This is a genomic window from Pleomorphomonas carboxyditropha (assembly GCF_002770725.1).
In the GTDB taxonomy this organism is placed as follows: Bacteria; Pseudomonadota; Alphaproteobacteria; order Rhizobiales; family Pleomorphomonadaceae; genus Pleomorphomonas; species Pleomorphomonas carboxyditropha.
This window is the reverse complement of sequence record NZ_NQVN01000040.1, coordinates 1-20144: the sequence shown is the minus strand read 5'-3', so window position 1 is coordinate 20144 and position 20144 is coordinate 1. Positions and strand designations below refer to the sequence as shown.

At 67.1% G+C, this 20144-nt stretch carries 20 protein-coding genes; 4 read left to right on the top strand and 16 right to left on the bottom strand.

Annotation, left to right across the window (positions count from 1 at the left end; all coding sequences use genetic code 11):
- Window positions 1-227: SDR family oxidoreductase (locus CJ014_RS26300; RefSeq protein WP_118847952.1), on the top strand; the 227-nt coding region annotated here is incomplete at its 5' end.
- A 59-nt stretch (window positions 228-286) separates the two neighbouring features.
- On the opposite strand, the gene alr is transcribed toward CJ014_RS26300, so the two are convergent.
- From alr to CJ014_RS26285, 3 genes are all read right to left on the bottom strand, one after another.
- Window positions 287-1405: an alanine racemase gene (gene alr, locus CJ014_RS26295; RefSeq protein WP_100083464.1), complete on the bottom strand. Its 1119-nt coding sequence runs from the start codon at window positions 1403-1405 to the stop codon at window positions 287-289.
- 128 nt (window positions 1406-1533) lie between these two features.
- Window positions 1534-3210 carry a methyl-accepting chemotaxis protein gene (locus CJ014_RS26290; protein WP_100083463.1) on the bottom strand — a complete coding sequence of 559 codons (1677 nt, stop codon included), beginning with the start codon at window positions 3208-3210 and terminating at the stop codon, window positions 1534-1536.
- Window positions 3211-3520: 310 nt separating this feature from the next.
- Window positions 3521-3880, bottom strand: coding sequence for a DMT family protein (locus CJ014_RS26285; protein ID WP_207765870.1), 360 nt, complete (start codon window positions 3878-3880; stop codon window positions 3521-3523).
- Window positions 3881-4039: 159 nt separating this feature from the next.
- Between CJ014_RS26285 and CJ014_RS26280 the strand changes: the two genes are divergently transcribed.
- A complete protein-coding gene (locus CJ014_RS26280) occupies window positions 4040-4711 on the top strand; it encodes a polysaccharide deacetylase family protein (protein WP_245427709.1) in 672 nt (223 codons plus the stop codon).
- Window positions 4712-4725: 14 nt separating this feature from the next.
- On the opposite strand, the gene CJ014_RS26275 is transcribed toward CJ014_RS26280, so the two are convergent.
- Both CJ014_RS26275 and CJ014_RS26270 read right to left on the bottom strand, forming a co-directional pair.
- Complete coding sequence (locus CJ014_RS26275; protein WP_100083462.1) at window positions 4726-5058, bottom strand: hypothetical protein; 333 nt, start codon at window positions 5056-5058, stop codon at window positions 4726-4728.
- A gap of 115 nt (window positions 5059-5173) precedes the next feature.
- The gene (locus tag CJ014_RS26270) at window positions 5174-5674 is read right to left on the bottom strand and encodes a response regulator (RefSeq protein ID WP_026790096.1); all 501 of its coding nucleotides are present in this window, start codon (window positions 5672-5674) and stop codon (window positions 5174-5176) included.
- A gap of 425 nt (window positions 5675-6099) precedes the next feature.
- On the opposite strand from CJ014_RS26270, the gene hemA reads away from it, so the two are divergent.
- Window positions 6100-7371, top strand: a complete 1272-nt coding sequence (gene hemA / locus CJ014_RS26265) for a 5-aminolevulinate synthase (RefSeq protein WP_100083461.1) — start codon at window positions 6100-6102, stop codon at window positions 7369-7371.
- A 101-nt stretch (window positions 7372-7472) separates the two neighbouring features.
- On the opposite strand, the gene ccoS is transcribed toward hemA, so the two are convergent.
- The 8 genes from ccoS to ccoN form a co-directional block, all read right to left on the bottom strand.
- A complete protein-coding gene (gene ccoS, locus CJ014_RS26260) occupies window positions 7473-7688 on the bottom strand; it encodes a cbb3-type cytochrome oxidase assembly protein CcoS (protein ID WP_100083460.1) in 216 nt (71 codons plus the stop codon).
- Entirely contained in the window at window positions 7685-9985 is a 2301-nt protein-coding gene (locus tag CJ014_RS26255) for a heavy metal translocating P-type ATPase (protein WP_245427703.1), read from the bottom strand. The genes ccoS and CJ014_RS26255 overlap by 4 nt, the downstream gene beginning before the upstream one ends.
- A gap of 14 nt (window positions 9986-9999) precedes the next feature.
- A complete protein-coding gene (locus CJ014_RS26250; RefSeq protein ID WP_165791006.1) occupies window positions 10000-10509 on the bottom strand; it encodes a FixH family protein in 510 nt (169 codons plus the stop codon).
- Window positions 10510-10594: 85 nt separating this feature from the next.
- Window positions 10595-12049, bottom strand: coding sequence for a cytochrome c oxidase accessory protein CcoG (ccoG, locus tag CJ014_RS26245; RefSeq protein WP_100083458.1), 1455 nt, complete (start codon window positions 12047-12049; stop codon window positions 10595-10597).
- A 188-nt stretch (window positions 12050-12237) separates the two neighbouring features.
- Window positions 12238-13104 (bottom strand): cytochrome-c oxidase, cbb3-type subunit III, encoded by an 867-nt coding sequence (ccoP, locus tag CJ014_RS26240; protein WP_100083457.1) that lies wholly within the window; start codon window positions 13102-13104, stop codon window positions 12238-12240.
- 3 nt (window positions 13105-13107) lie between these two features.
- Window positions 13108-13263, bottom strand: a complete 156-nt coding sequence (locus CJ014_RS26235; RefSeq protein WP_100083456.1) for a cbb3-type cytochrome c oxidase subunit 3 — start codon at window positions 13261-13263, stop codon at window positions 13108-13110.
- A 9-nt stretch (window positions 13264-13272) separates the two neighbouring features.
- Complete coding sequence (gene ccoO / locus CJ014_RS26230) at window positions 13273-14004, bottom strand: cytochrome-c oxidase, cbb3-type subunit II (protein WP_100083455.1); 732 nt, start codon at window positions 14002-14004, stop codon at window positions 13273-13275.
- A gap of 11 nt (window positions 14005-14015) precedes the next feature.
- Window positions 14016-15641, bottom strand: a complete 1626-nt coding sequence (ccoN, locus tag CJ014_RS26225) for a cytochrome-c oxidase, cbb3-type subunit I (protein ID WP_207765871.1) — start codon at window positions 15639-15641, stop codon at window positions 14016-14018.
- Between the two features lie 517 nt (window positions 15642-16158).
- Here ccoN and hemN point away from each other — a divergent pair.
- Complete coding sequence (gene hemN / locus CJ014_RS26220; protein WP_100083453.1) at window positions 16159-17520, top strand: oxygen-independent coproporphyrinogen III oxidase; 1362 nt, start codon at window positions 16159-16161, stop codon at window positions 17518-17520.
- Window positions 17521-17634: 114 nt separating this feature from the next.
- Here the strand turns inward: hemN and CJ014_RS26215 are convergent, their stop codons facing one another.
- From CJ014_RS26215 to CJ014_RS26205, 3 genes are all read right to left on the bottom strand, one after another.
- Window positions 17635-18405 carry a Crp/Fnr family transcriptional regulator gene (locus CJ014_RS26215; RefSeq protein WP_100083452.1) on the bottom strand — a complete coding sequence of 257 codons (771 nt, stop codon included), beginning with the start codon at window positions 18403-18405 and terminating at the stop codon, window positions 17635-17637.
- A gap of 415 nt (window positions 18406-18820) precedes the next feature.
- Complete coding sequence (locus CJ014_RS26210) at window positions 18821-19159, bottom strand: response regulator (protein WP_100083451.1); 339 nt, start codon at window positions 19157-19159, stop codon at window positions 18821-18823.
- Between the two features lie 74 nt (window positions 19160-19233).
- Complete coding sequence (locus CJ014_RS26205) at window positions 19234-19854, bottom strand: response regulator transcription factor (RefSeq protein ID WP_100083450.1); 621 nt, start codon at window positions 19852-19854, stop codon at window positions 19234-19236.
- Window positions 19855-20144 lie beyond the last annotated feature (290 nt).

Genomic DNA, 20144 nt, shown 5'->3' with positions numbered 1-20144 from the left:
GCATCGGCCCCGGCTATATCGAGACGCCGCAGACCGCGCCGCTGCGCGTGGCCGGCCACCCGTTCGATGCTTTCATCCGGGCGAAGACGCCGGCCGGCCGCTGGGGCACCACCGACGACCTGAAGGGTCCGGCGGTGTTCCTCGCCTCGGCGGCGTCGGACTTCGTCAACGGCCACGTGCTCTACGTCGACGGCGGCATCCTCGCCTATATCGGCAAGCAGCCCTGAGCCGGTTGGCATGACGTGAACACGGCGGCCGCGTCCCTTGGGATGCGGCCGCTGCCGTTTTAAGCGTAGACGCGGTGATAGCGGCGGCCGAGCGAGGTCAGCACCTCGTAGCCGATGGTGCCGGCGGCGCGCGCCAGGTCGTCGACGCTCTGGTGCGGGCCGATCAGCTCGAGGAGATCGCCTTCGGCGAGCGCCCCTTGCGGCAGGGCGCTGACGTCCACCGAGAAGCTGTCCATGGAGACGCGGCCGACCGACGGCAGCCGCGTGTCGCCGAAATAGGCGGCGCCGGTGCCGCCGGAAAAGCGGCGCCACCAGCCATCGGCATAGCCCGTCGCCAGCGTGGCGAGGCGGGTCGTCCGGCTGGCGCGGAACGTGTAGCCGTAGCCGACCGAAGCGCCCGCCTCGATCTCCCGGAGCTGGGCGACGCGCACCCTGAGATCGACCACCGGCCCGATGCCCTCGGCGAGCGGGCTGGTCTCGATGCCGTAGAGCGAAGCGCCGGGCCGGCAGAGATCGAAATGATAGTCCGGCCCGAGGAAGATGCCGCTCGAGGCGGCGAGCGAGCCGGCCAGGCCCGGCAGCCGCGCCCGGGCGGCGCGGAAGGCGGCGAGCTGCGCGCCGCTCGCCGGCTTGTCCGGCTCGTCGGCGCAGGCGAGATGGCTCATGATCAGGCGGGCGCCGGTGGCGGCGAGCAGAGCGGGATCGCCGGCGAGCGCCTGTTGCTCGGCGACGTCGAGGCCGAGGCGCGACATGCCCGTGTCGACCTGGATCACCGACGGCCGGCCGCCGCGCCAGGCCCCGGCCCAGGCGCGGCACTGGGCAAGCGAATTCAATACCGGCAGGATGCCGTCGCCATAGGCGGCGGCCGTGCCCGGCAGCAGGCCGTTCAGCACGTAGATCGTCGCATCAGGCGGCAGCAGCGGCCGCAGCGCTTCGGCCTCCGACAGCGCCACCACGAAGAAATCGCGGCAACCGGCGTCATGGAGCGGCCCGACGAGCGGCGCCGCGCCGAGACCGTAGGCGTCGGCCTTGACCACGGCCGCCGAGCGGGCCGGCGCCACGCGGGCGGCAAGGCTCCGCCAGTTGGCGACCACGGCACCGACGCCGATGGTCAGGATGCCGCCGGCCGCCGCCGCACCTGAAACGCCCTCGGAAACCGACACTTTTCCCTCCGCCATCTGCCGATCATCGCCCAACGGCTTAGTCCGCCTTCCGGACCGCCGCAAGCCGAACCGGCGAGGAATCGACATGCCGGCCGATTACGCCGGCGCGCCGGATGCGCGTCCGAGCCGGGACCGAAAGGCGGTCAGGCGGCAGCCACGTCGTCGAGAAAAGCCCGCACCCGCTGGCGCAACTCGGCGGTCTTGGCGGTCACGCCGGCGGAGGTGGAGAACACCGAGCCGGCGGCGGCGCGCGACTTCTCGGCCGCCGCCGTCACGCCGCCGACGCTGCGCGTCAGCTCGGCGGCGCCCGACGACACCGCCCCGATGTTGGCGGCGATGGAGCCGGTGACGACGCCCTGCTCCTCGATGGCCGCCGAAATGGCGGTGGTATAGGATTGCACCTCGTTCATCACCACGCCGATCGAGCGGATCGCCTCGACGGTGCCGCCGGTCGACGACTGGATGCTTTCGATCTTCTCGGAAATGGTGCTGGTCGCCTTGGCCGTCTGGGCGGCCAGCGACTTCACTTCGCTCGCCACCACGGCGAAGCCCTTGCCGGTCTCGCCGGCGCGGGCGGCCTCGATGGTGGCGTTGAGGGCGAGAAGGTTGGTCTGGGCGGCGATGTTGTCGATCAGCGTCACCACCTCGCCGATGGCGACGGCGAGCTCGGCCAATTCGCCCACCCGCTTGTTCGCCCCGTCCACCATCTCGGCGGCGCGCGAGGTCACCTCCGACGTCCGGGCGATCTGCTGGGATATTTCCGAAATGGCGCCGCGCAACTCGTCGGAGGCGGAGGCAACCGCCGAGGCGCTGGTGGCCGACTGCTCCGCCCCCTGCGCCGCCGCGTCCGCCAGCCGCTCGGTCTCCTCGCCTGCGGTGGAAAGGTCGCCGGCCAGACGGTCGAGGCCGCTCATTTCGGACATCACGGCGTCGAGCTGCCGGCCGACGTCGCCGCCGAAGCCGGAAATCAACCGCTCCACCGCCTCCCGGCGGCGCTGGCGGTCGTGCTCGGCACGCTCCTGTTCGGCGCGCAAGGCATCCCGCTCCTCGGCGTTGCGCCGGAAAACGTCGACGGCGCGCGCCATCTCGCCCACTTCGTCGCTGCGGCCGAGGCCGGCGACCACCGCCTGGCGCCCCTCGGCGATATCGGCCATCGAGACGCGCAGCGCTTTCATCGGGCGGGTGATGGCGCGGGTGAGCAGGCCGGCAACGAGCACGAGGAGCGCGGCGACCAGCAGCGTGGAGAGGGCCGCCCACATGACCGACGCGCGGTTTTCGGCGGCGACGTCGTCCACGTAGACGCCGGTGCCGATCGCCCAGCCCCAGGCGGGGAAAGGCAGCAGGTAGCTGGTCTTCGGCACCGGCTGCTCGGCGCCGGGGCGCGGCCACAGGTAGCTGTAATAGCCGCCGCCGTTCCTGGCGAGTTGCGCCATGTCCTTGAAGAGGTGGGCGCCGGCCGGGTCGGTGGCGGAAGCCAGATCCTGGCCGTCAAGCTCCGGCTTGATCGGATGCATGACCATGCGGGCGTCGAAATCGATGACGAAGAAATATTCGTTCCCGTCGTAGCGCATGGCCGAAAGGGTGGTGAGCGCCGCTTTCTTGGCCGCCGCTTCGTCGAGGGCGCCGCTTCTCGCCAGATCCGCGAAGTGACCGACCGACGACAGCGCCGTGTCGGTGAGCGAGCGCAGCGTTTCGGCGCGATGGATCCGGTTGGTCGCGGTGAGCTCGTAAGTCGACAGCCCGGCGACGCCGGCGACCGCCAGGACGGCCAGCGCGATCAGGGCGTAGAATCGTCCCGCGATGCTGTTGATCCGGATCATTTTTCTTTTGCCCCCGCCAGAGATCTGCTCGAAGGCAATGATTGATGAAGCGTATGAATAGGCCCTTAATGAAATTCGGCCGCCGACAGGCGCATTCGTAATTATTTCGGCTCGAAATCTTCGTAGAATCGAAAGGAAATTCTTGATGCGGGTTTATGTCGTCTCTTCCACGGCCCAACAAGGCGGTACATGAACCGTCCTTTTTCTACCAGCGCTGGTTCTTTTCCTCCCCATGCCGCCCGGTGCTTGCAGCGGCCCGAGTATTCGCCGGTCGCGGCCGGTGCCGGCAACGCATCCCCTGCCAAGCTGTTCAGAGGCGGATCGGACCCTTGAAAATGAAGAAGGCGCCGAGGGCGATGAAGGCAAAGCCGATGACGTGATTGAGGGTGATCGGCTGCTTCAGGTAAAGGGCCGAGAACACCATGAAGATGGCGAGCGTGATCACTTCCTGCATGGTCTTGAGCTCGGCCGCCGAATAGATCCGGAAACCGTAGCGATTGGCCGGAACGGCGAGGCAGTACTCGACGAGGGCGATCGACCAGGAAATCAGGACGACCGCCCAGAGCGGCTTGTTCGGATACCTGAGGTGGCCGTACCAGGCGAAGGTCATGAAAAGATTGGAGGCAACCAGCAGGACGACGGGAAACAGCGCCGGGGGAATGAAGGACATTTCGGAAAATCCATCGGGGGCAATTGCGGAGTGTTGATTCCAGAATTTTGGCGGCACGACGGCGGCCTTGATTTCGACACGCCGCCGGCGCATCGACGCGTCCTCCAGACCGTCGAGGTTCGCGCGATGCGGTTGCTGCTTGTTGTCCCCTTCCTCATCATGGCCGCCTGCCCCGCCCTGGCTGGCGATGTCGAGCCGCGTCTGACGCTGCCGGCCGGCGACAAGGCGGTGGCGCTCACCTTCGACGCCTGTTCGGGGGCCGTCGACGACCGCATTCTCAATGAGCTGATCGCCGACCGGGTGCCGGCCACGCTGTTCGTCACCCACCGCTGGCTGAAGCGCAACGCGGTGACGGTCGCGCTGCTCGTCGCCCATTCCGACCTGTTCGAGATTGAAAATCACGGCGAGAACCATGTGCCGGCCATCACCGACCGGCCGAGCGTGTTCGGCCTTGCGACGGCGGGATCGCTGGCGGCGGTGTCGCAGGAAGTCTTGGGCGGCGCGGCCGCGGTGACCGCCACCTTCGGACGGTCGCCCGCCTGGTATCGGGATGCCTCGGCCCGCTACAGCCGCGACGCCGTCCAGCTCATCGGCAACCTCGGCTACCGGATCGCCGGCTATTCCCTCAACGCCGACGTCGGCGCGTCCCTGCCGGCGGCCGCGGTGGCGAAACGCGTCGCCGCGGCGAGACCCGGCGATGTGATCATCGCCCACATCAACCACCCCGAACGGCCGGCGGGCGCCGGCCTCGCCGAGGGAATCCGGGCTCTCGTCGCAAAAGGCACGCGTTTCGAGCGGCTCGACACCGCGTTCGCGCTGCCGACCGGCTGAGAGCCGGCAAGCCCTCAAAGCGAACCGAAATCGCCCTTGGTCGACGGGTCGGCGGGCCTCAGCGGCACAACGGCGGTCGCCGGCCGGAACTTGGGGGCCGCGAACGTGCCGCAGGCGACCGTCAGGCCGGCGCCATCGGCGAGGTCGAGATCGACGCTGCGGTTCGACGTCACGTCGAGCTGCGACCAGGCGGGGGAGCCGTCGCCGGCACCGAGGCCGATCAGGCAGACGGGAACGCCTTGCGGCGCGGCCGAGGGAGCCTCGAGGGCGGCGGCGGGGAATGCGAGACCGGACACCGCCGCGACGGCGATCGCCAGGGAGACCGGGGAACTGAAGATGCGCGCCATGTCGTGCCTCCAGAAAGACGGCTGACCGCGCGGAATGCGGCGAGAATTGGCCGTCGATAGCCTCATCAACGCGGAGCGGGGCAAAGGGTTGCAGCTTGCCGGCAAAAGAAACGCTTCAGGAAGCGGCCTTCTCGCCGGGCTTGGCCTGCCAGATGTTCTGGCGGTTGCGAATCTCGCGCGGCGCCGGGCCGAAGTAGGTCGGCGTCTTGACGAAGTCGCGCGGCGCCAGCACCACAGACTGGATGCGCTGGTAGAGCGACTTGGCCGAAATCGGCTTGCACAGCAATTCGTGGATGCCGAGGCGACGGGCCTCGATGATGCGGCTGCGCTCGGTATGGCCGGTGACCATGATGATCGGAATATAGGCGAAGGGATTGGACGGCACGCGGATCATCCGCACCATGTCGGCGCCGTCGAGGATCGGCATCACCCAGTCGAGAATGAGAATGTCCGGATTGGCGCGGTCCATCGCTTCCAGGCCCGAGGCGCCGTCCTCCGCCTCCACGATGCGGCGCGCGCCGAAGCCTTGCAGCATCGTCCTGAGGATCGTGCGCATGTAGGCGCTATCTTCCACGACCAGGAAGGTCAGGGATGACAGATCAAGCTGCACCGGCATACTCCTTCGCGTTCCTCCTAGCAGGCAAAGGTGAAAAAGCGGTTAGGCGCGGGCGGCCGGCCCACGCTTTCGACCAAAGGCCGACCCGGATGCCGCCTCGCCGGAAGATCGACCGTTTCCTCGGCGAAAGGTGACGAAAGCGCTTGAGACTTCATCCACACCGTGCTTTAAATTCAGACAGATGCGTCGGGTTTTTGGACCCGTTCAAAAAGCTGTGACCACGCATGGACATCGGGGGCTTCCTCGTCTTTTCGCCGGAACCATTGATCAAGACAGTGTATGGTTTGATCGTGATCAAGGGCGCTTCGCGGCAATGTGCGTAGGTTATCGTAGGTGAAAAGACGACGGACCGTCAGCCGGAAGCAGGGCGATCCGTTCACGGAAAGACGCCCAGCCCGTCGGGCGTCGGAGGGATTGGATCGATCATGGATTATGATGCGGTGTTCGAGAGTGCCGTCCAGGCCCTGCAGGACGAGAAGCGCTATCGCGTGTTCGCCGAAGTGGAGCGAATGGCCGGACGGTTTCCGACCGCTCTCTGGCATCAGGGCGGCGGGACGCGCGAGATCACCGTATGGTGCTCCAACGACTATCTCGGCATGGGCCAGCACCCGAAGGTGATCGGCGCCATGACGGCCGCCGCCGAGGCGATGGGCGCCGGGGCCGGCGGCACGCGCAACATCTCCGGCACCAACCATCCGCTGGTCCAGCTCGAGCGGGAGCTCGCCGACCTGCACGGCAAGGAAGCGGCGCTGGTGTTCACCTCCGGCTACGTCTCCAACGAGGCGGCGATCTCGACCATCGCCAAGCTGCTGCCCAACTGCCTGATCCTGTCGGACGCGCTCAACCACGCCTCGATGATCCACGGCGTGCGCTCGTCCGGCGTCTCCAAGCAGATCTGGCGGCATAACGACCTCGACCATCTCGAGGAGCTGCTGATCGCCGCCGGTCCCGACCGCGCCAAGCTGATCGTGTTCGAGAGCGTCTATTCGATGGACGGCGACGTGGCGCCGATCGAGAAGATCGCCGACCTCGCCGACAAGTACAACGCCTTCACCTACATCGACGAGGTGCACGCCGTCGGCATGTACGGCGACCGCGGCGCCGGCATCTGCGAGCGCGACGGCGTGATGGACCGCATGGACGTCATCGAGGGCACGCTCGCCAAGGGCTTCGGCGTGATGGGCGGCTATATCACCGGCAAGAAGTCGCTGGTCGACGCCGTCCGCTCCTACGCCCCCGGCTTCATCTTCACGACGGCGCTGCCGCCCGGCCTCTGCGCCGCCGCCACCGCCTCGATCCGCCATCTCAAGGCGAGCCGCAGCGAGCGCGAGGCGCACCAGCGGCAGGCCGCCCGCACCAAGGCGGTGCTGCGGGCCGCCGGCCTGCCGGTGATGCCGTCGGTGACGCATATCGTGCCGGTGCTGGTCGGCAACCCCGACCTCTGCAAGAAGGCGACCGACATCCTGCTGGAGAAGCACTGCATCTACATCCAGCCGATCAACTATCCGACGGTGCCGCGCGGCACCGAGCGGCTGCGGATCACGCCGACGCCGTTCCACGACGACGCGGTGATCGACCACCTGCGCGATGCGCTGGTCGACGTGTGGGAGGCCCTCAGCCTGCCCTTCTCCGAGCCGAGCGTGCCGGAGGTGGAAAAGACCGTCCGCCAGCAGATTTTCAGCGCCGCCGGCGGCTGACGGCAACCTGGCACTGGAACGACGATACGGGACCGGCGGCAGCGCCGGTCCCTTTTTCATTCGCGGATGTCTTGGAGCCGGCTGGATCTCTTCCGGAACGATCAGCCCTTGCGCCGCTCCTCGCCTTCGGGAACGCGGCCGCGCGCGCTCTCGGGATCGCCCTCGGGCATGTCCTCGACGTCGTCATCCTCAAGGATGCGCCAGGCGGCTCCCTCGAGATCCTCGTATTGCCCGGTCTTCAGCGACCACATGAAGCCGGCAAGGCCAAGGAGACCGAGGAGCAGCGCCGCCGGCACGAGAAAGACGAGGACGCTCATATCGGTTCCTCGGCCGGCTCTCCGCGGGCGGCGGCAATCGCCGCCGGCGGCCGCTCGGCCGGCGGCGTGGCGACGCGGCGGAGGCGCAGCGCATTCAGCGTCACGATCAGCGACGAGCCCGACATGGCGGCCGCGGCGATCAGCGGCGTGACGTAGCCGAGCACGGCGATCGGCACGGCGATCAGGTTGTAGACCACCGCCGTCCAGAGGTTCTGCTTCATCAGGCGGTAGGCGGCGTGGGACACGTCGAGCGCCACCACCACCGGCTTCAGGCGGTCGCCAAGGAAGACGGCGTCCGATGCCGCCTGCGCCAGGTGGGCGGCGGAAACGGGCGACAGCGACACGTGGGCGGCGGCCAGCGACGGCGCGTCGTTGAGGCCGTCGCCGACCATCAGCACCTTGCGTCCCTCCGCCTTCAGCGCGTCGAGGCGGGCGATCTTGCCGGCCGGATCGACCTCGGCCTGCCACTCGGCAATGCCGAGCCGTTCCGCCACCGCGGCGACGGCTGCCGCGCGGTCGCCCGACAGGATGATCAGGCGATAGCCCCTGGCCCGCAGCTCGCCGGCGACATCGACGGCGTCCCCCTTGAGGCGCTGGGCAAAGGCGAACACCGCTGTCCGGCCGCCGTCCGAGAAGGCGATCAGCGAGGCGTCGGGATAGGCGGCGCGCACCGGATCGGCAACCTCGTCGGCGACGCCGCAGAAGGAGAGCGAACCGAGCCGCAGCGTCCGCCCCGCCAGCTCCGCCGTCACGCCCTCGCCCGTCACCTCGCGCGAGCCCTCGATGGCGCCGGTGGCGCCGGAGGCGCGCGCCAGCGCCTCGGCCAGCGGGTGCCGGCTCGAACGGGCGAGGCGGCCGGCCAGCTCCAGGAGCTCGTCGGACACATCGGCCCGGTTGGCCAGCAGCGGCTCCGGGCTGGTCAGCGTGCCCGTCTTGTCGAAGACGATGGTGTCGACGCGGGCGAGGCGCTCGATGGCGTCGCCGGCGTTGAGCAGGATGCCGTTGCGGAAGAAGCGGCCGGCCGCCGTCACCTGCACCGCCGGCACGGCGAGCGCCAGCGCGCAGGGGCAGGTGATGATCAGCACGGCGATGGCGTTGACCAGCGCCGTATGCCAGCCGGCGCCGACGATGAGCCAGCCGGCGGCGGTGAGGAATGCCGAGGAATGGACGACCGGCGCATAGGCGCGGGCGGCGCGGTCGGCCAGGCGGAGCGCGCCGGATTTCGCCGACTGCGCCTCGCCGATCAGCCGCTCGATCTCGGCCATCAGCGTGCCTTCGACGGCGGCAGTGACGACGATCGTCAAGAGGCCGGCGCCGTTCAGCGTGCCGGCGTGGACGACGTCGCCGGGGGCGACCGGCGCCGGCAGCGTCTCGCCGGTGACCAGGCTGCGGTCGACGTCGGAGCGGCCGGAGAGCACCTCGCCATCGACCGGCACCCGCTCGCCGGGCCTGACCACGACGATGTCGCCGGGATGCACCGCGCTGAGCGGCACGCGGACGAGATCGCCATCCTCGCCGCGCTTCAGCGCCGAATCGGCGCGCAGCGTCGCCAGCGTCTCGGCCTCGACCGCCGTGCGCCGGCGCATGTTCTCGTCGAGGAAGCGGCCGAGCAGCAGGAAGAACAGCAGCATCAGCGCGCTGTCGAAATAGGCCTCGAGGGCGTGGGTCAGCGTATTGAAGATGGAAAGGCCCATTGCGAGGCAGACGCCGATCGAAATGGGCACGTCCATGTTGAGCGACCGGCGGCGGATGGCGGCGAATGCGCTGCGGAAGAAGGGCCGGGCGGCATAGGCCACCGTCGGCAGGGCGATCAGCGCGCTCATGAAATGGAAGAAGTCGCGCGTCTCCGGCGTGATGTCGGTGACGTTGCCGGACCACACCGACACCGACATCAGCATGACGTTCATGGCGCCGAAGCCGGCGACGCCCATGCACTTCAACAGTTCGCGCGCCTCGGCCGAGCGATTGTCGCGCCGCATGGCCGGGTCGAAGGGCTGCGCCGGATAACCGATCGCCGCCATGCGCTCCAGCACGGCGTTGGGCGTTACCTTGTCGGGCGAAAACACCACGGAGGTGCGGCGGCTGCCGACATTGACGCGCGCGCTCACCACCCCCGGCAGGCGGCGAAGGCCGCGCTCGATGTCGGTCAGGCAGGCGGCGCAGGTGATGCCGTCGACGGCGAGCTCGATGCGGCGGGCACCGTCCCGGTCGGCCACCGTATAGGCATCCCAGTCGTGACTGACCGGCTGGCCCGTCGGGTCCTCGTCGATGGGGCCGACATTCACCGCTATGTTCACGGCCTCTCCCTTCGTCAGCGGACGAGACGGAGCTGGTTGCGGCTCCTGAACAGCCGCTCGTCGCCCTTATAGGCCTCGATGGTGAGACTCCACATGCCGGCCTGCACGTTGGGCAGCACCGTGCGATAGGTGCCGCTCGCCACTTCCGGCAGGCTGGCGGCGTGATCATGGTCGGGATCGACGGCGTGGATCAGCCGGACGCGCACGTCGAGGCCGTGGAGGTCGGCGCCCGCCTTGTCGCGGAAATGGATCTCGATGGAGGCGTCGTCGCCGGCCGGCCGAACGGCGGCATCCACCGTCCAGGCCCGCTCGGCCTGGGCCCTGCCGGCCATGATCTCGCCTTCGAATTCCTGGCCGGCCTTGTAGCTCGACGCCACCTCGAGGCCGGGGAAGGTCGACACGGCGAGGTAGATGAAGACGCCGTTCACCGCGAAGGTGACGCCGAAGAAGGCGATGAGCCAGAGCAGGACGGCTCGTCCGGTCAGTCGTCGGCCGTGAACGGCTTCCTCGGTGGTGGCGGTCATTCCGTTGAACTCCTTATGGTCCGATGAGAGCATCCGCCTTTTGCAAGCGGTTCGCAACCTTGCGGCGCTATCCGCCCGGCTTCGTTCAGTTGGCGGCCGCGGTCCTGAAGAAGTCGGAGGTGGAGGCCTTCTCGCCATTGTCGGTATCGACGATGTAGAAGTCGATCGGCGTCGACGCCGGCAGGCTGACGCCCCCCGGCACCATCACCAGCACGCGCAGCTCGCGCGTCGTGTCGGCCGGCACCCCGATCACCGGCTTGCCGCCGGCCGCCGCGACGCCCTGCGCCTCCACGGTAAAGCCTTCCGGCAGGCCGGATACGGTGAGCGCAAAGTGCCGCTCGTGCGGCCGCTTGTTGATCAGGCGCACGGTATAGCCGTTGCGGGTGCCGCCGTCGGACAGATTGACGTACAGCGGATTGCGGTCGTGCAGCACGCTGACGCCCTGGAAGGCCCGGGTGGCAAGGGTATAGGCCATGACGCCGCCGATGACGACGATCAGCGCCGCGTAGAGCACGGTGCGCGGCCTTACGATGCGATAGATCGGCGGCTTGCCCTCGCTGCGGCGGGCGATGTTCATGTCGGTGTCGTAGCCGATCAGCCCCGGCTCGCGGCCGACCTTCTTCATCACCGTGTCGCAGGCATCGATACAGAGGCCGCACTGGATGCAGCCCATCTGCAGGCCCTCGCGGATGTCGACGCCGGTCGGGCAGACCTGGACGCAGGCCTTGCAGTCGATGCAGTCGCCCACCGCGGCGCCGGCCGCCTTGGCACGCTGGCCGGTCCTCACCGACATGCGCGGCTCGCCGCGGTCGGTGCGATAGGTGACGTTGAGCGCCCATTCGTCGGTGAGCGCCGCCTGGATGCGCGGCCAGGGGCACATGTAGAGGCAGACCTGCTCGCGCATGAAGCCGGCCAGCGAATAGGTGGTGAAGGTCAGGATGCCGATCCAGACATAGACGATCGGCGCGGCGTTGCCGGTGAACGTGTCCTTGATGATGGTCGGCGCGTCGCCGAAATAGAGCACCCAGGCGCCGCCGGTGCCGACGGCGATCAGCAGCCAGACGATATGCTTCGCCGCCTTGCGCAGGAATTTGCCGGCGCTCATCGACGCGCGATCCATCATGATGCGGTCGCGGCGGTCGCCCTCGATCCAGCGCTCGACGGCGAAATAGAGGTCGGTCCACACCGTCTGCGGGCAGAGATAGCCGCACCAGACGCGGCCGGCCACCGCGTTCATCAGAAAGAGAAGAACGGAGGCGAGCACCAGGAGACCGGTGAGGTAGTAGACCTCCTGCGGCCAGATCTCCACGCCGAAGAAATAGGCCTTGCGGCCGGCCATGTCGATCAGCACCGCCTGGCCCGGCGCGTCGGGGCCGCGGTCCCAGCGGATGAAGGGCAGGAAATAGTAGATGCCGAGCGTGATGATCAGCACGGACCATTTGATGGTCCTGAGACGGCCGCTGACCGCTGCCGGATAGTTCTTCTTGGCAGCGACGTAGTAGCTGTCGCCTCCGGTCGTCACGTTCTCGTCGACCCGCATGTTGCCTTCGTCTCCCGAAGACCGCCGTTCCAGCGGCCGATCGTATAAGCAATTGCCTCTATTATTAGCATAAAAAGCCGAAGAACAAACCGCGAATTGGGCAATGCGGCCATGCCCTCGCCGGGCCTTGATAGAGACAACGGCGGGTTTTGCCCGCCGCCGTCCCGCTTCCGCCGAAGACCGGAGGCTCAGGTGCCGCCGCCGAGGTCGTGAACGTAGATCGCCAGCGACTTGATGGTGACCGGATCGAGCTTGCCGCCCCAGGTCGGCATGACGCCGCGATGGGCGTGGGTGATGGTGTAGATCACCGAATCCTCGTCGCCGCCGTAGAGCCAGACCTTGTCGGTCAGGTTGGGGGCGCCCAGCTCATGGCTGCCCTTGGCGTCCTCGCCGTGGCAACTGGTGCAGTTCTCGGCGAAGATCTCCTTGCCCGCCTCGACGTCGGCGCCGTCGATCGAACTGCCCGACAGCGACAGCACGTAGCCGGCGACATTGCGGATCTGCTTGGCATCGAGCAGGCCGTCGGCGCCGAAGCGCGGCATGTCGTTCATGCGGGTATCCTCGCTGGTCGACCGCACGCCGACGGTGATGGTGTGCTCGATGTCGGCCAGCGTGCCGCCCCACAGCCAGTCGTCGTCCTGCAGGTTGGGATAGCCCTTGGAGCCGGTGGCGCCGGAGCCGTGGCAGGGGGCGCAGTTGTCGCCGAAGGCCGCCCGGCCCTGGGCCATGGCGAATTCCAGCATCTTGGGATCGTTCTTGATCTCCTCGAGGCTGGCGCTGGCCAACTGCTGGCCCACCTCGGCGCGCGCCGCCTGGCCGGCCTCGGTCTCGGCGAGCGCCGAGGCGCGTTGCGAGTGGCCGAGCAGCCCCTTGGAATAGCTCGAGACCAGCGGCACCGCCGGGTAGACGAAGACGTAGCCGACCGCGAAGACGATGGTGGCGTAGAACACCCACAGCCACCAGCGCGGCAGCGGGTTGTTGAGCTCCCTGATCCCGTCCCATTCGTGGCCGGTGGTCGACACGCCGGTGACCTTGTCGATTTCCTCGTGAGCCATGGCTCAATCCTCCTCAAGCGGGATCTGTGCGGCGTGGTCGAACTTCGACTTGTTCTTCGGCCACAGCGCGTAGACGCAAATGGCCGCGAAGATCAGGAAGAAGTACAGAAGCCCGCTCTGTTGGGCGAAGATGGCAACCTGTTCGTAGCTGAAGTCCATGGCTCTACCTCAACGCAGGTTGGCTTTGTCGTCGTAGGTCGAGAAGTCGACCAACGTACCGAGCATCTGGAGATAGGCGACGAGCGCGTCCATCTCGCTGAGCTTGTTGGGATTGCCGTCGAAGTCACGCACCACCGCCTTGGGATAGCGCGCGATCACCTCTTCGGCGTCGCCGTCCGGATTGACCTGCGCCTTGAGGTCGGCCACGGCATTGGCGATGTCCTCGTCGGTGTAGGGCACCCCTTCGAGCCGCAGCGCCTTCATGTCCTCGGCGATGCGATCCCCTTTGAGCGGGGCGTCCTTCAGGAAGGCGTAGGGCGGCATGACCGAGGCCGGCACCACCGAGCGCGGGTCGATCAGATGGGCGACGTGCCAGTCGTCGGAATACTTGCCGCCGACGCGGGCGAGATCGGGGCCCGTCCGCTTCGATCCCCACTGGAAGGGATGGTCGTACTGGCTCTCGGCCGCCAGCGAGAAATGGCCGTAACGCTCGATCTCGTCGCGCATCGGGCGGATCATCTGGCTGTGGCAGAGATAACAGCCCTCGCGGATGAAGATGTTGCGGCCCGCCAGCTCGAGCGGCGAGTAGGGACGCATCCCCGTCACCGTCTCGATGGTGCTCTTGAGGTAGAACAGCGGCACGATCTCGACCAGGCCGCCGATGGCCACCACGATCAGGATGCCGATCAGGAGAACGATGGAGTTCCGCTCGAACACCACATGCTTCTGCATGAGACTCATCAGTCGTCTCCTTACTCGGCCGGAGCCAAGGCCACGTCGGCGGCCGGCTTCTCGGCCTCGCCGTGGCGAATGGTGAGATAGAGGTTGACCGCCATGATCACCGCGCCGGCCAGGAAGAGGATGCCGCCCAACGCACGGATGACGTAGTAGGGGTGCATCGCCTCGACGGTCTCGACGAAGGAATACTGCAGGAAGCCGAGGTTGGTGTAGGCGCGCCACATCAGGCCCTGCATGATGCCCGACACCCACATGGAGGTGATGTAGAGCACGATGCCGAGGGTCGAGATCCAGAAGTGCCAGTCGACCAGCTTCAGCGAATAGACGTCCCGCTTGCCGTAGACCCAGGGGACCAGGCAGTAGAGCGCGCCGAAGGACACGTAGCCGACCCAGCCGAGGGCGCCCGAATGCACGTGGCCGATGGTCCAGTCGGTGTAGTGGCTGAGCGAGTTGACGGACTTCACCGACATCAGCGGCCCTTCGAAGGTCGACATGCCGTAGAAGGCCACCGACACGACGAGGAGGCGCAGCACCGGATCGGTGCGGAGCTTGTCCCAGGCGCCCGACAGCGTCATCAGGCCGTTGATCATGCCGCCCCAGGACGGCATCCACAGCATCACCGAGAACACCATGCCGAGCGTCGAGGCCCATTCGGGCAGCGCGGTGTAGTGAAGGTGATGGGGCCCGGCCCAGATGTAGAGGAAGATCAGCGCCCAGAAGTGGATGATCGACAGCCGGTAGGAATAGACCGGCCGGTTGGCCCGCTTCGGCACGAAGTAGTACATGATGGCCAGGAAGCCGGCGGTGAGGAAGAAGCCCACCGCGTTATGGCCGTACCACCACTGCACCATGGCGTCCTGCACGCCCGACCAGACGACGTAGGACTTGGAGCCGAAGACGCTGACCGGCACCGCCGCGTTGTTGACGATGTGCAGCATGGCGATGGTGACGATGAAGGCGAGGTAGAACCAGTTGGCCACGTAGATGTGCGGCTCCTTGCGCCGCCACAGCGTCGCCAGGAACACCAGGAGATAGGCGACCCAGACGATGGTGAGCCAGAGGTCGGCGTACCACTCGGGCTCGGCGTATTCCTTGCCCTGGCCGACGCCCAGCACGTAGCCGGTGCCGGCAAGGACGATGAACACGTTGTAGCCGAGGATGACGAACCACGGCGTGACGAGGCCCGGCATGCGGGCCCGGCTGGTGCGCTGCACGACGTAGAAGGAGGTCGCCAGCAGCACGTTGCCGCCGAAGGCGAAGATCACCGCCGAGGTGTGCAGCGGCCGCAGGCGGCCGAAGGTGGTCCAGGGAAGATTGAGGTTGAGAGCCGGATAAGCCAGTTCGAGGGCGATCCAGATGCCGACCGAGAAGCCGGCGAGCCCCCAGAACATGGCGGCGATCGAGGCGAACTTGATCGGGCCGAGGTTGTAGTTCGGCTTGCCGTTGATCTCGTCCGGCTCGACGCGCCCGTCGCGGTCGATGAACGACCTGACGATCAGGAAGATACCGGCCGCCGACGCGATGGCGCCGATGGTGGCATGAAAGGCAAAGACCGGATCCACCGCCTTGCCGGCGGCCAGAACGCAATAGAAAAAGAGCAGCCCCAGGAAACCCGAATATAGGATTTCCTCGAGCGACATCAGAGGTTTGGCCCTCAACGCCGTCATGTTCGTCGCCCCGCTTCTGTCGGAGATCGCCTGTCGTCGCCGACGGGCGCCTCGCTTCGCCCGCTTGCCGACACCCTTGGCCTCCCCGCCCCGGACCGTCGCGTCCGGAGCACGGGAAACAACTTAGTGGGGATCTACGCATACCAACCTTGACTAAGGTCAAAGCCGATCCGGGAATGTAGGGGGTTTACCGCAGTTCTAGACGTTTTGCCTATATCAAAATGGACTAATTTTAATGTGCGCGACGAGCGCGTTGGTTACCGTTGCATGCAGGACGGATCGGGAGGCAGATAGCCAGCCGCCGAAAAGGCGGCGGCCGGCTGATTCGGTCCGATGCCGCCGAGCTTGACGCCGGACAACGTCCGGCCCGGCCGCGGCGCCTAAAGCATATGGCGATCCTTCGGATTCGCTCGACCCGCTTTAGGTCTCGTTTGTACGCATGTCGCGCAAAACGCTGCGCCCTTTTGCCCGACATGCCCTAGGATTGCGCATGACCCAACAGGACGAAGCCGTTTCCCTCGAAACCCTGATCCGCGCCACCGTGCCGCGCTATACCTCCTATCCGACGGCGCCGCATTTTTCCGCCGAGGTGGGAGCGGATACCTATGGCGGCTTCCTCGACCGGGCGGCGGCGGCGGACGGTCCGGTCTCGCTCTACGTCCACATCCCCTTCTGCCATTCGATCTGTCACTATTGCGGCTGCACCACCAAGGCGAGCCGGCGCTATGCGCCGATCGAGGCCTATGTCGAGGTGCTGCGGTCGGAGATCGCCATGGTGGCGGCGCGGATCGGCCGCCGGGCGGTGTCGCATATCCACTGGGGCGGCGGCACGCCCAACCTGCTCTCCGCCGCCGCCTTCGAGGCGATCGTCGGCGACTTCCATCGCTTCTTCGACGTCGGCCCCACGGCCGAGCATGCGATCGAGCTCGACCCGCGCCATCTCGGAGACGGGCGGGCGCGCTTCCTCGCCGGCATCGGCGTCAATCGCGCCAGTCTCGGCGTGCAGGATTTCGACCCGATGGTTCAGGCGGCGATCGGCCGCATCCAGCCCGCCGAAACGGTGGCGGCCGCCGTCGAGCAGTTGAGGGACGCCGGCATCTCCTCGTTGAGCTTCGATCTCATCTACGGCCTGCCGGAGCAGAGCGTCTCTTCCATAGAGCGCACGGTCGAGGCCGCCGTCGCGCTGGCGCCCGACCGCATCTCGCTGTTCGGCTACGCCCACGTTCCCTGGTTCCGCATCAACCAGAAACTGATCGACGCTTCCAAGCTGCCGGGCAGCGAGCAGCGGCTCGAACTCGAGCGCGCCGCCCACGCCGCCATCGCGGCGGCCGGCTACGCACCGATCGGCATCGATCATTTCGCAAGGCCCGGCGATCCCATGGCCGTGGCGCTGTCGCAGCGAACGCTCCGGCGCAATTTCCAGGGCTACACCACCGACCGGGCCGAGACGCTGATCGGCTTCGGCGCCTCGTCGATCGGCCGGACGCCGGCCGGCTACGCGCAGAACGTCACCGACACCGGCAACTGGCGCGAGCGGATAACCGGCGGCCGTCTCGCCACCGAGCGGGGACGCGTGTTGACGCCCGAGGACCGGCTCAGGGCCGATGTGATCGAGCAGATCCTGTGCTTCTTCGACGCCGATCTCGCGGCAACCGCGGCGCGCCACGGCGCCGATCCCGCCCTCTTCTCGGCCGATCTCGACAAGCTGGCGCCGCTCGTCCGCGCCGGCTGGGTGGTGGCGGACGGCGGAAAGCTGGCCATCGTCCGCAACGGGGCGGAACTGGCGCGTCTCGTCGCCTCCGCTTTCGACGCCTATCTCGGCACGGGCGGGCGGCATTCGGTGGCGGTGTAAGGCATCGGACCGAAAAGTGGAATCCGGTTTTCGGTAAATCCGATGCAATAACAAAGGACTAGATCGCCACTTTGCGCCCGTCAGGACGCATGGCGATCTAGCCGGCAACAAGACTCAGTGGATGCCGGTCATCTTGCAGACGCGGCAGACGTCGACGAGACGGATGCGGTCGTTGCGCTCGATGGAGATGATGCCGCGCCGCTTGAGGTCGGACAGCACGCGGCTCACCGTCTCGATGGTCAGGCCGAGGAAGTCGGCGATCTCCTGGCGCGTCATCTTCAGCAGCACCAGCTCGGTGTCGGCGCTATGCCGCTCGCCGTGCCGTTCCGGCCCGATACAGCCGACGACGCCGCGGCCGGGCACGAAGCGCATCAGGAAACTCGCCACCCGCTCGGTGGCCGACTTGCGGCCGAGCAGCACGGCATGGCTGTGCAGGGCCTCGATCCGCGTCAGCAGGCAGCGATTGACATGGGCGAGCAGCTCGGTCGACTGGTCGATGTCGCGGCGGTCGAGCACCCGCACCTCGGCCGGCGTCAGCGCCTCGGCGGTGCAATCGTAAAGGCCGGTCAGCGAATAGCCGCAGAGATCGCCGTCGCCGAGGATGTCGACCACCTGGCGGCGGCCATCGCCGAGCAGACGGTAGAGCATGATCTGGCCGCTGACCACCTCGTAGAGATGGCTCGCCGCGTCGTCCTCGCGGAACAGCACGGAATGGGCATCATGGCGGTCGAGCCGGGCGCGCGGCGAGGCGCGGTAGCGTGTCCAGGCGCTGTCGTCGACCGGCGCGCGCACTCTGGTGCCGGCGTAACGGCTGCGGTGGCGGTCGTTGTCGAAGCCGCCGGCAGCGGGACCCTCATCGAACGACGCTTTTTTCTCAATGAACATCGATCCCTCCTCGATGACACATGCTCGATGACACGTGGTCGGCAGGCCACCGGAAGATCGACCGGCCATCCGTCCATGGCCGTCCCTTTTTCCGTCAGCTCGGCCGAAACCCGTCCGCTTCGGCCGCACCACTATCGATAGTGACACAATATGGACAGATGCGCCCTGCGGTAATTCGTTTGGTTACTTAACCGGGATGGAAATAGGGCTCGGGCGGGCCGCCGCCGAGGCGCGGCAAACCGAATGGGAACCAGGCGTTGCCGCTATCCCCATGCAACAGTCCAGGGTAGACGATCCGGCACGAAACGCGCACCGACATGGAGGATACGGCTGGGCGCCGTCCTGTTTTCCGAGGACCAAAGGACAAAAAAGCCCGGCGAGCCGGGCGACCAGTCGATCATCCGAACAGACGCGGTCAGGCGGTAATCGCCTCCAGCCAGTCGGCGGCCGGCGGCTTGCGCAGAATCTTCAGGTCGGCAAGGCCCTCGGTCTCGCGGGCGATCGTCCGCGACGACTTGCCGGAAATGGCAATCACCTTGGGGGTCGTACCGGCCTTCTCCAGGTGGCGGACAAGTTCGCCGCCACTCATGCCCGGCAAGCCGAGGTCGACGATCATCGTGTCCTCGGGCGTCAGAGACGCGGAATGAATGAAGTCCTCGGCGGTGGCAAAGACGCACACCGGCAGCCCCGCTCCGGAGAGCAGGGATTCCAGCGCGTCGGCGACCGAAGGATCGTCCTCAACAATGATATACATCGGCAACACTCTAAAACTGCGATACGCAAACCAGTCGCAGGAAAAAGTAGTGTGCCTTGATCAACCGGCAATGTTTATCCGTGATCTCCCGTATGCGCAGTCAGCACAATGCGAACGAGATCGGCGGCGTTGCGGGCGCCGAGCTTTTCCATGATGCGTGCGCGGTGCACCTCGATGGTACGCGGGGAAATACCGAGACGCCGTCCGGCCTCCTTGTTGGAGGCGCCGCCGGTGATCTCCTGGAGAACGTCGCGCTCGCGCGGCGTCAGGTGCTCGGCGCCGGGGAAGGTGAGGCTGGGGCTGCTGCCGTTGGCGTGGCGGCCGTAGGAGGCGATCGCCTCGCGCACCCGCGTCACCACCGTGTCGGCGTCGAACGGCTTCTCGATGAAGTCGGTGGCGCCGGCCTTGATGGCGCTCACCGCCATGGGAATGTCGCCCTGGCCGGAGATGATGAACACCGGCGCCGGGAAGGTGCCGACGTCGATCGACCGCAGAATGTCGAGACCGGACTTGCCGGGCATGTGGACGTCGAGCAGCACGCAGGCCGGCTTGTCCGTCTTGAGCGCCGCCAGGAACTGGTCGCCGTCCGCGAACACCCTGACGCCATAACCTTCCATCTCGAAAATGACCGACAGCGCGTCGCGCACCGAGGCGTCATCATCGACAACGAAGATTTTTCCTTCTGTTTCAGCCATGTCACCCTTCCTCGATCTGAGGATCCCTGAAGACCGCCAGGGTCCCGCCCGGCTAGCCAAGTCCATGGATCGCGTCCGCTCCGCGTCTTTCCAGCTTCCCGCCCCGGGGGACGGACTTCCGCAAAAATCGCGGCGGACTTTGTTGATCTACGTATTTATACGGCGAAACCTCCCGCCGCGCCAGTTGCCGCCCTCAAGGCGATCATGTCGAATTCTTGCCCTTTCCCCCCACCGGCGTCAGTCCCGCCGCCCCGCACCCCCCCGGGGCGCGGTGCGCCGCGGCCGGCGGG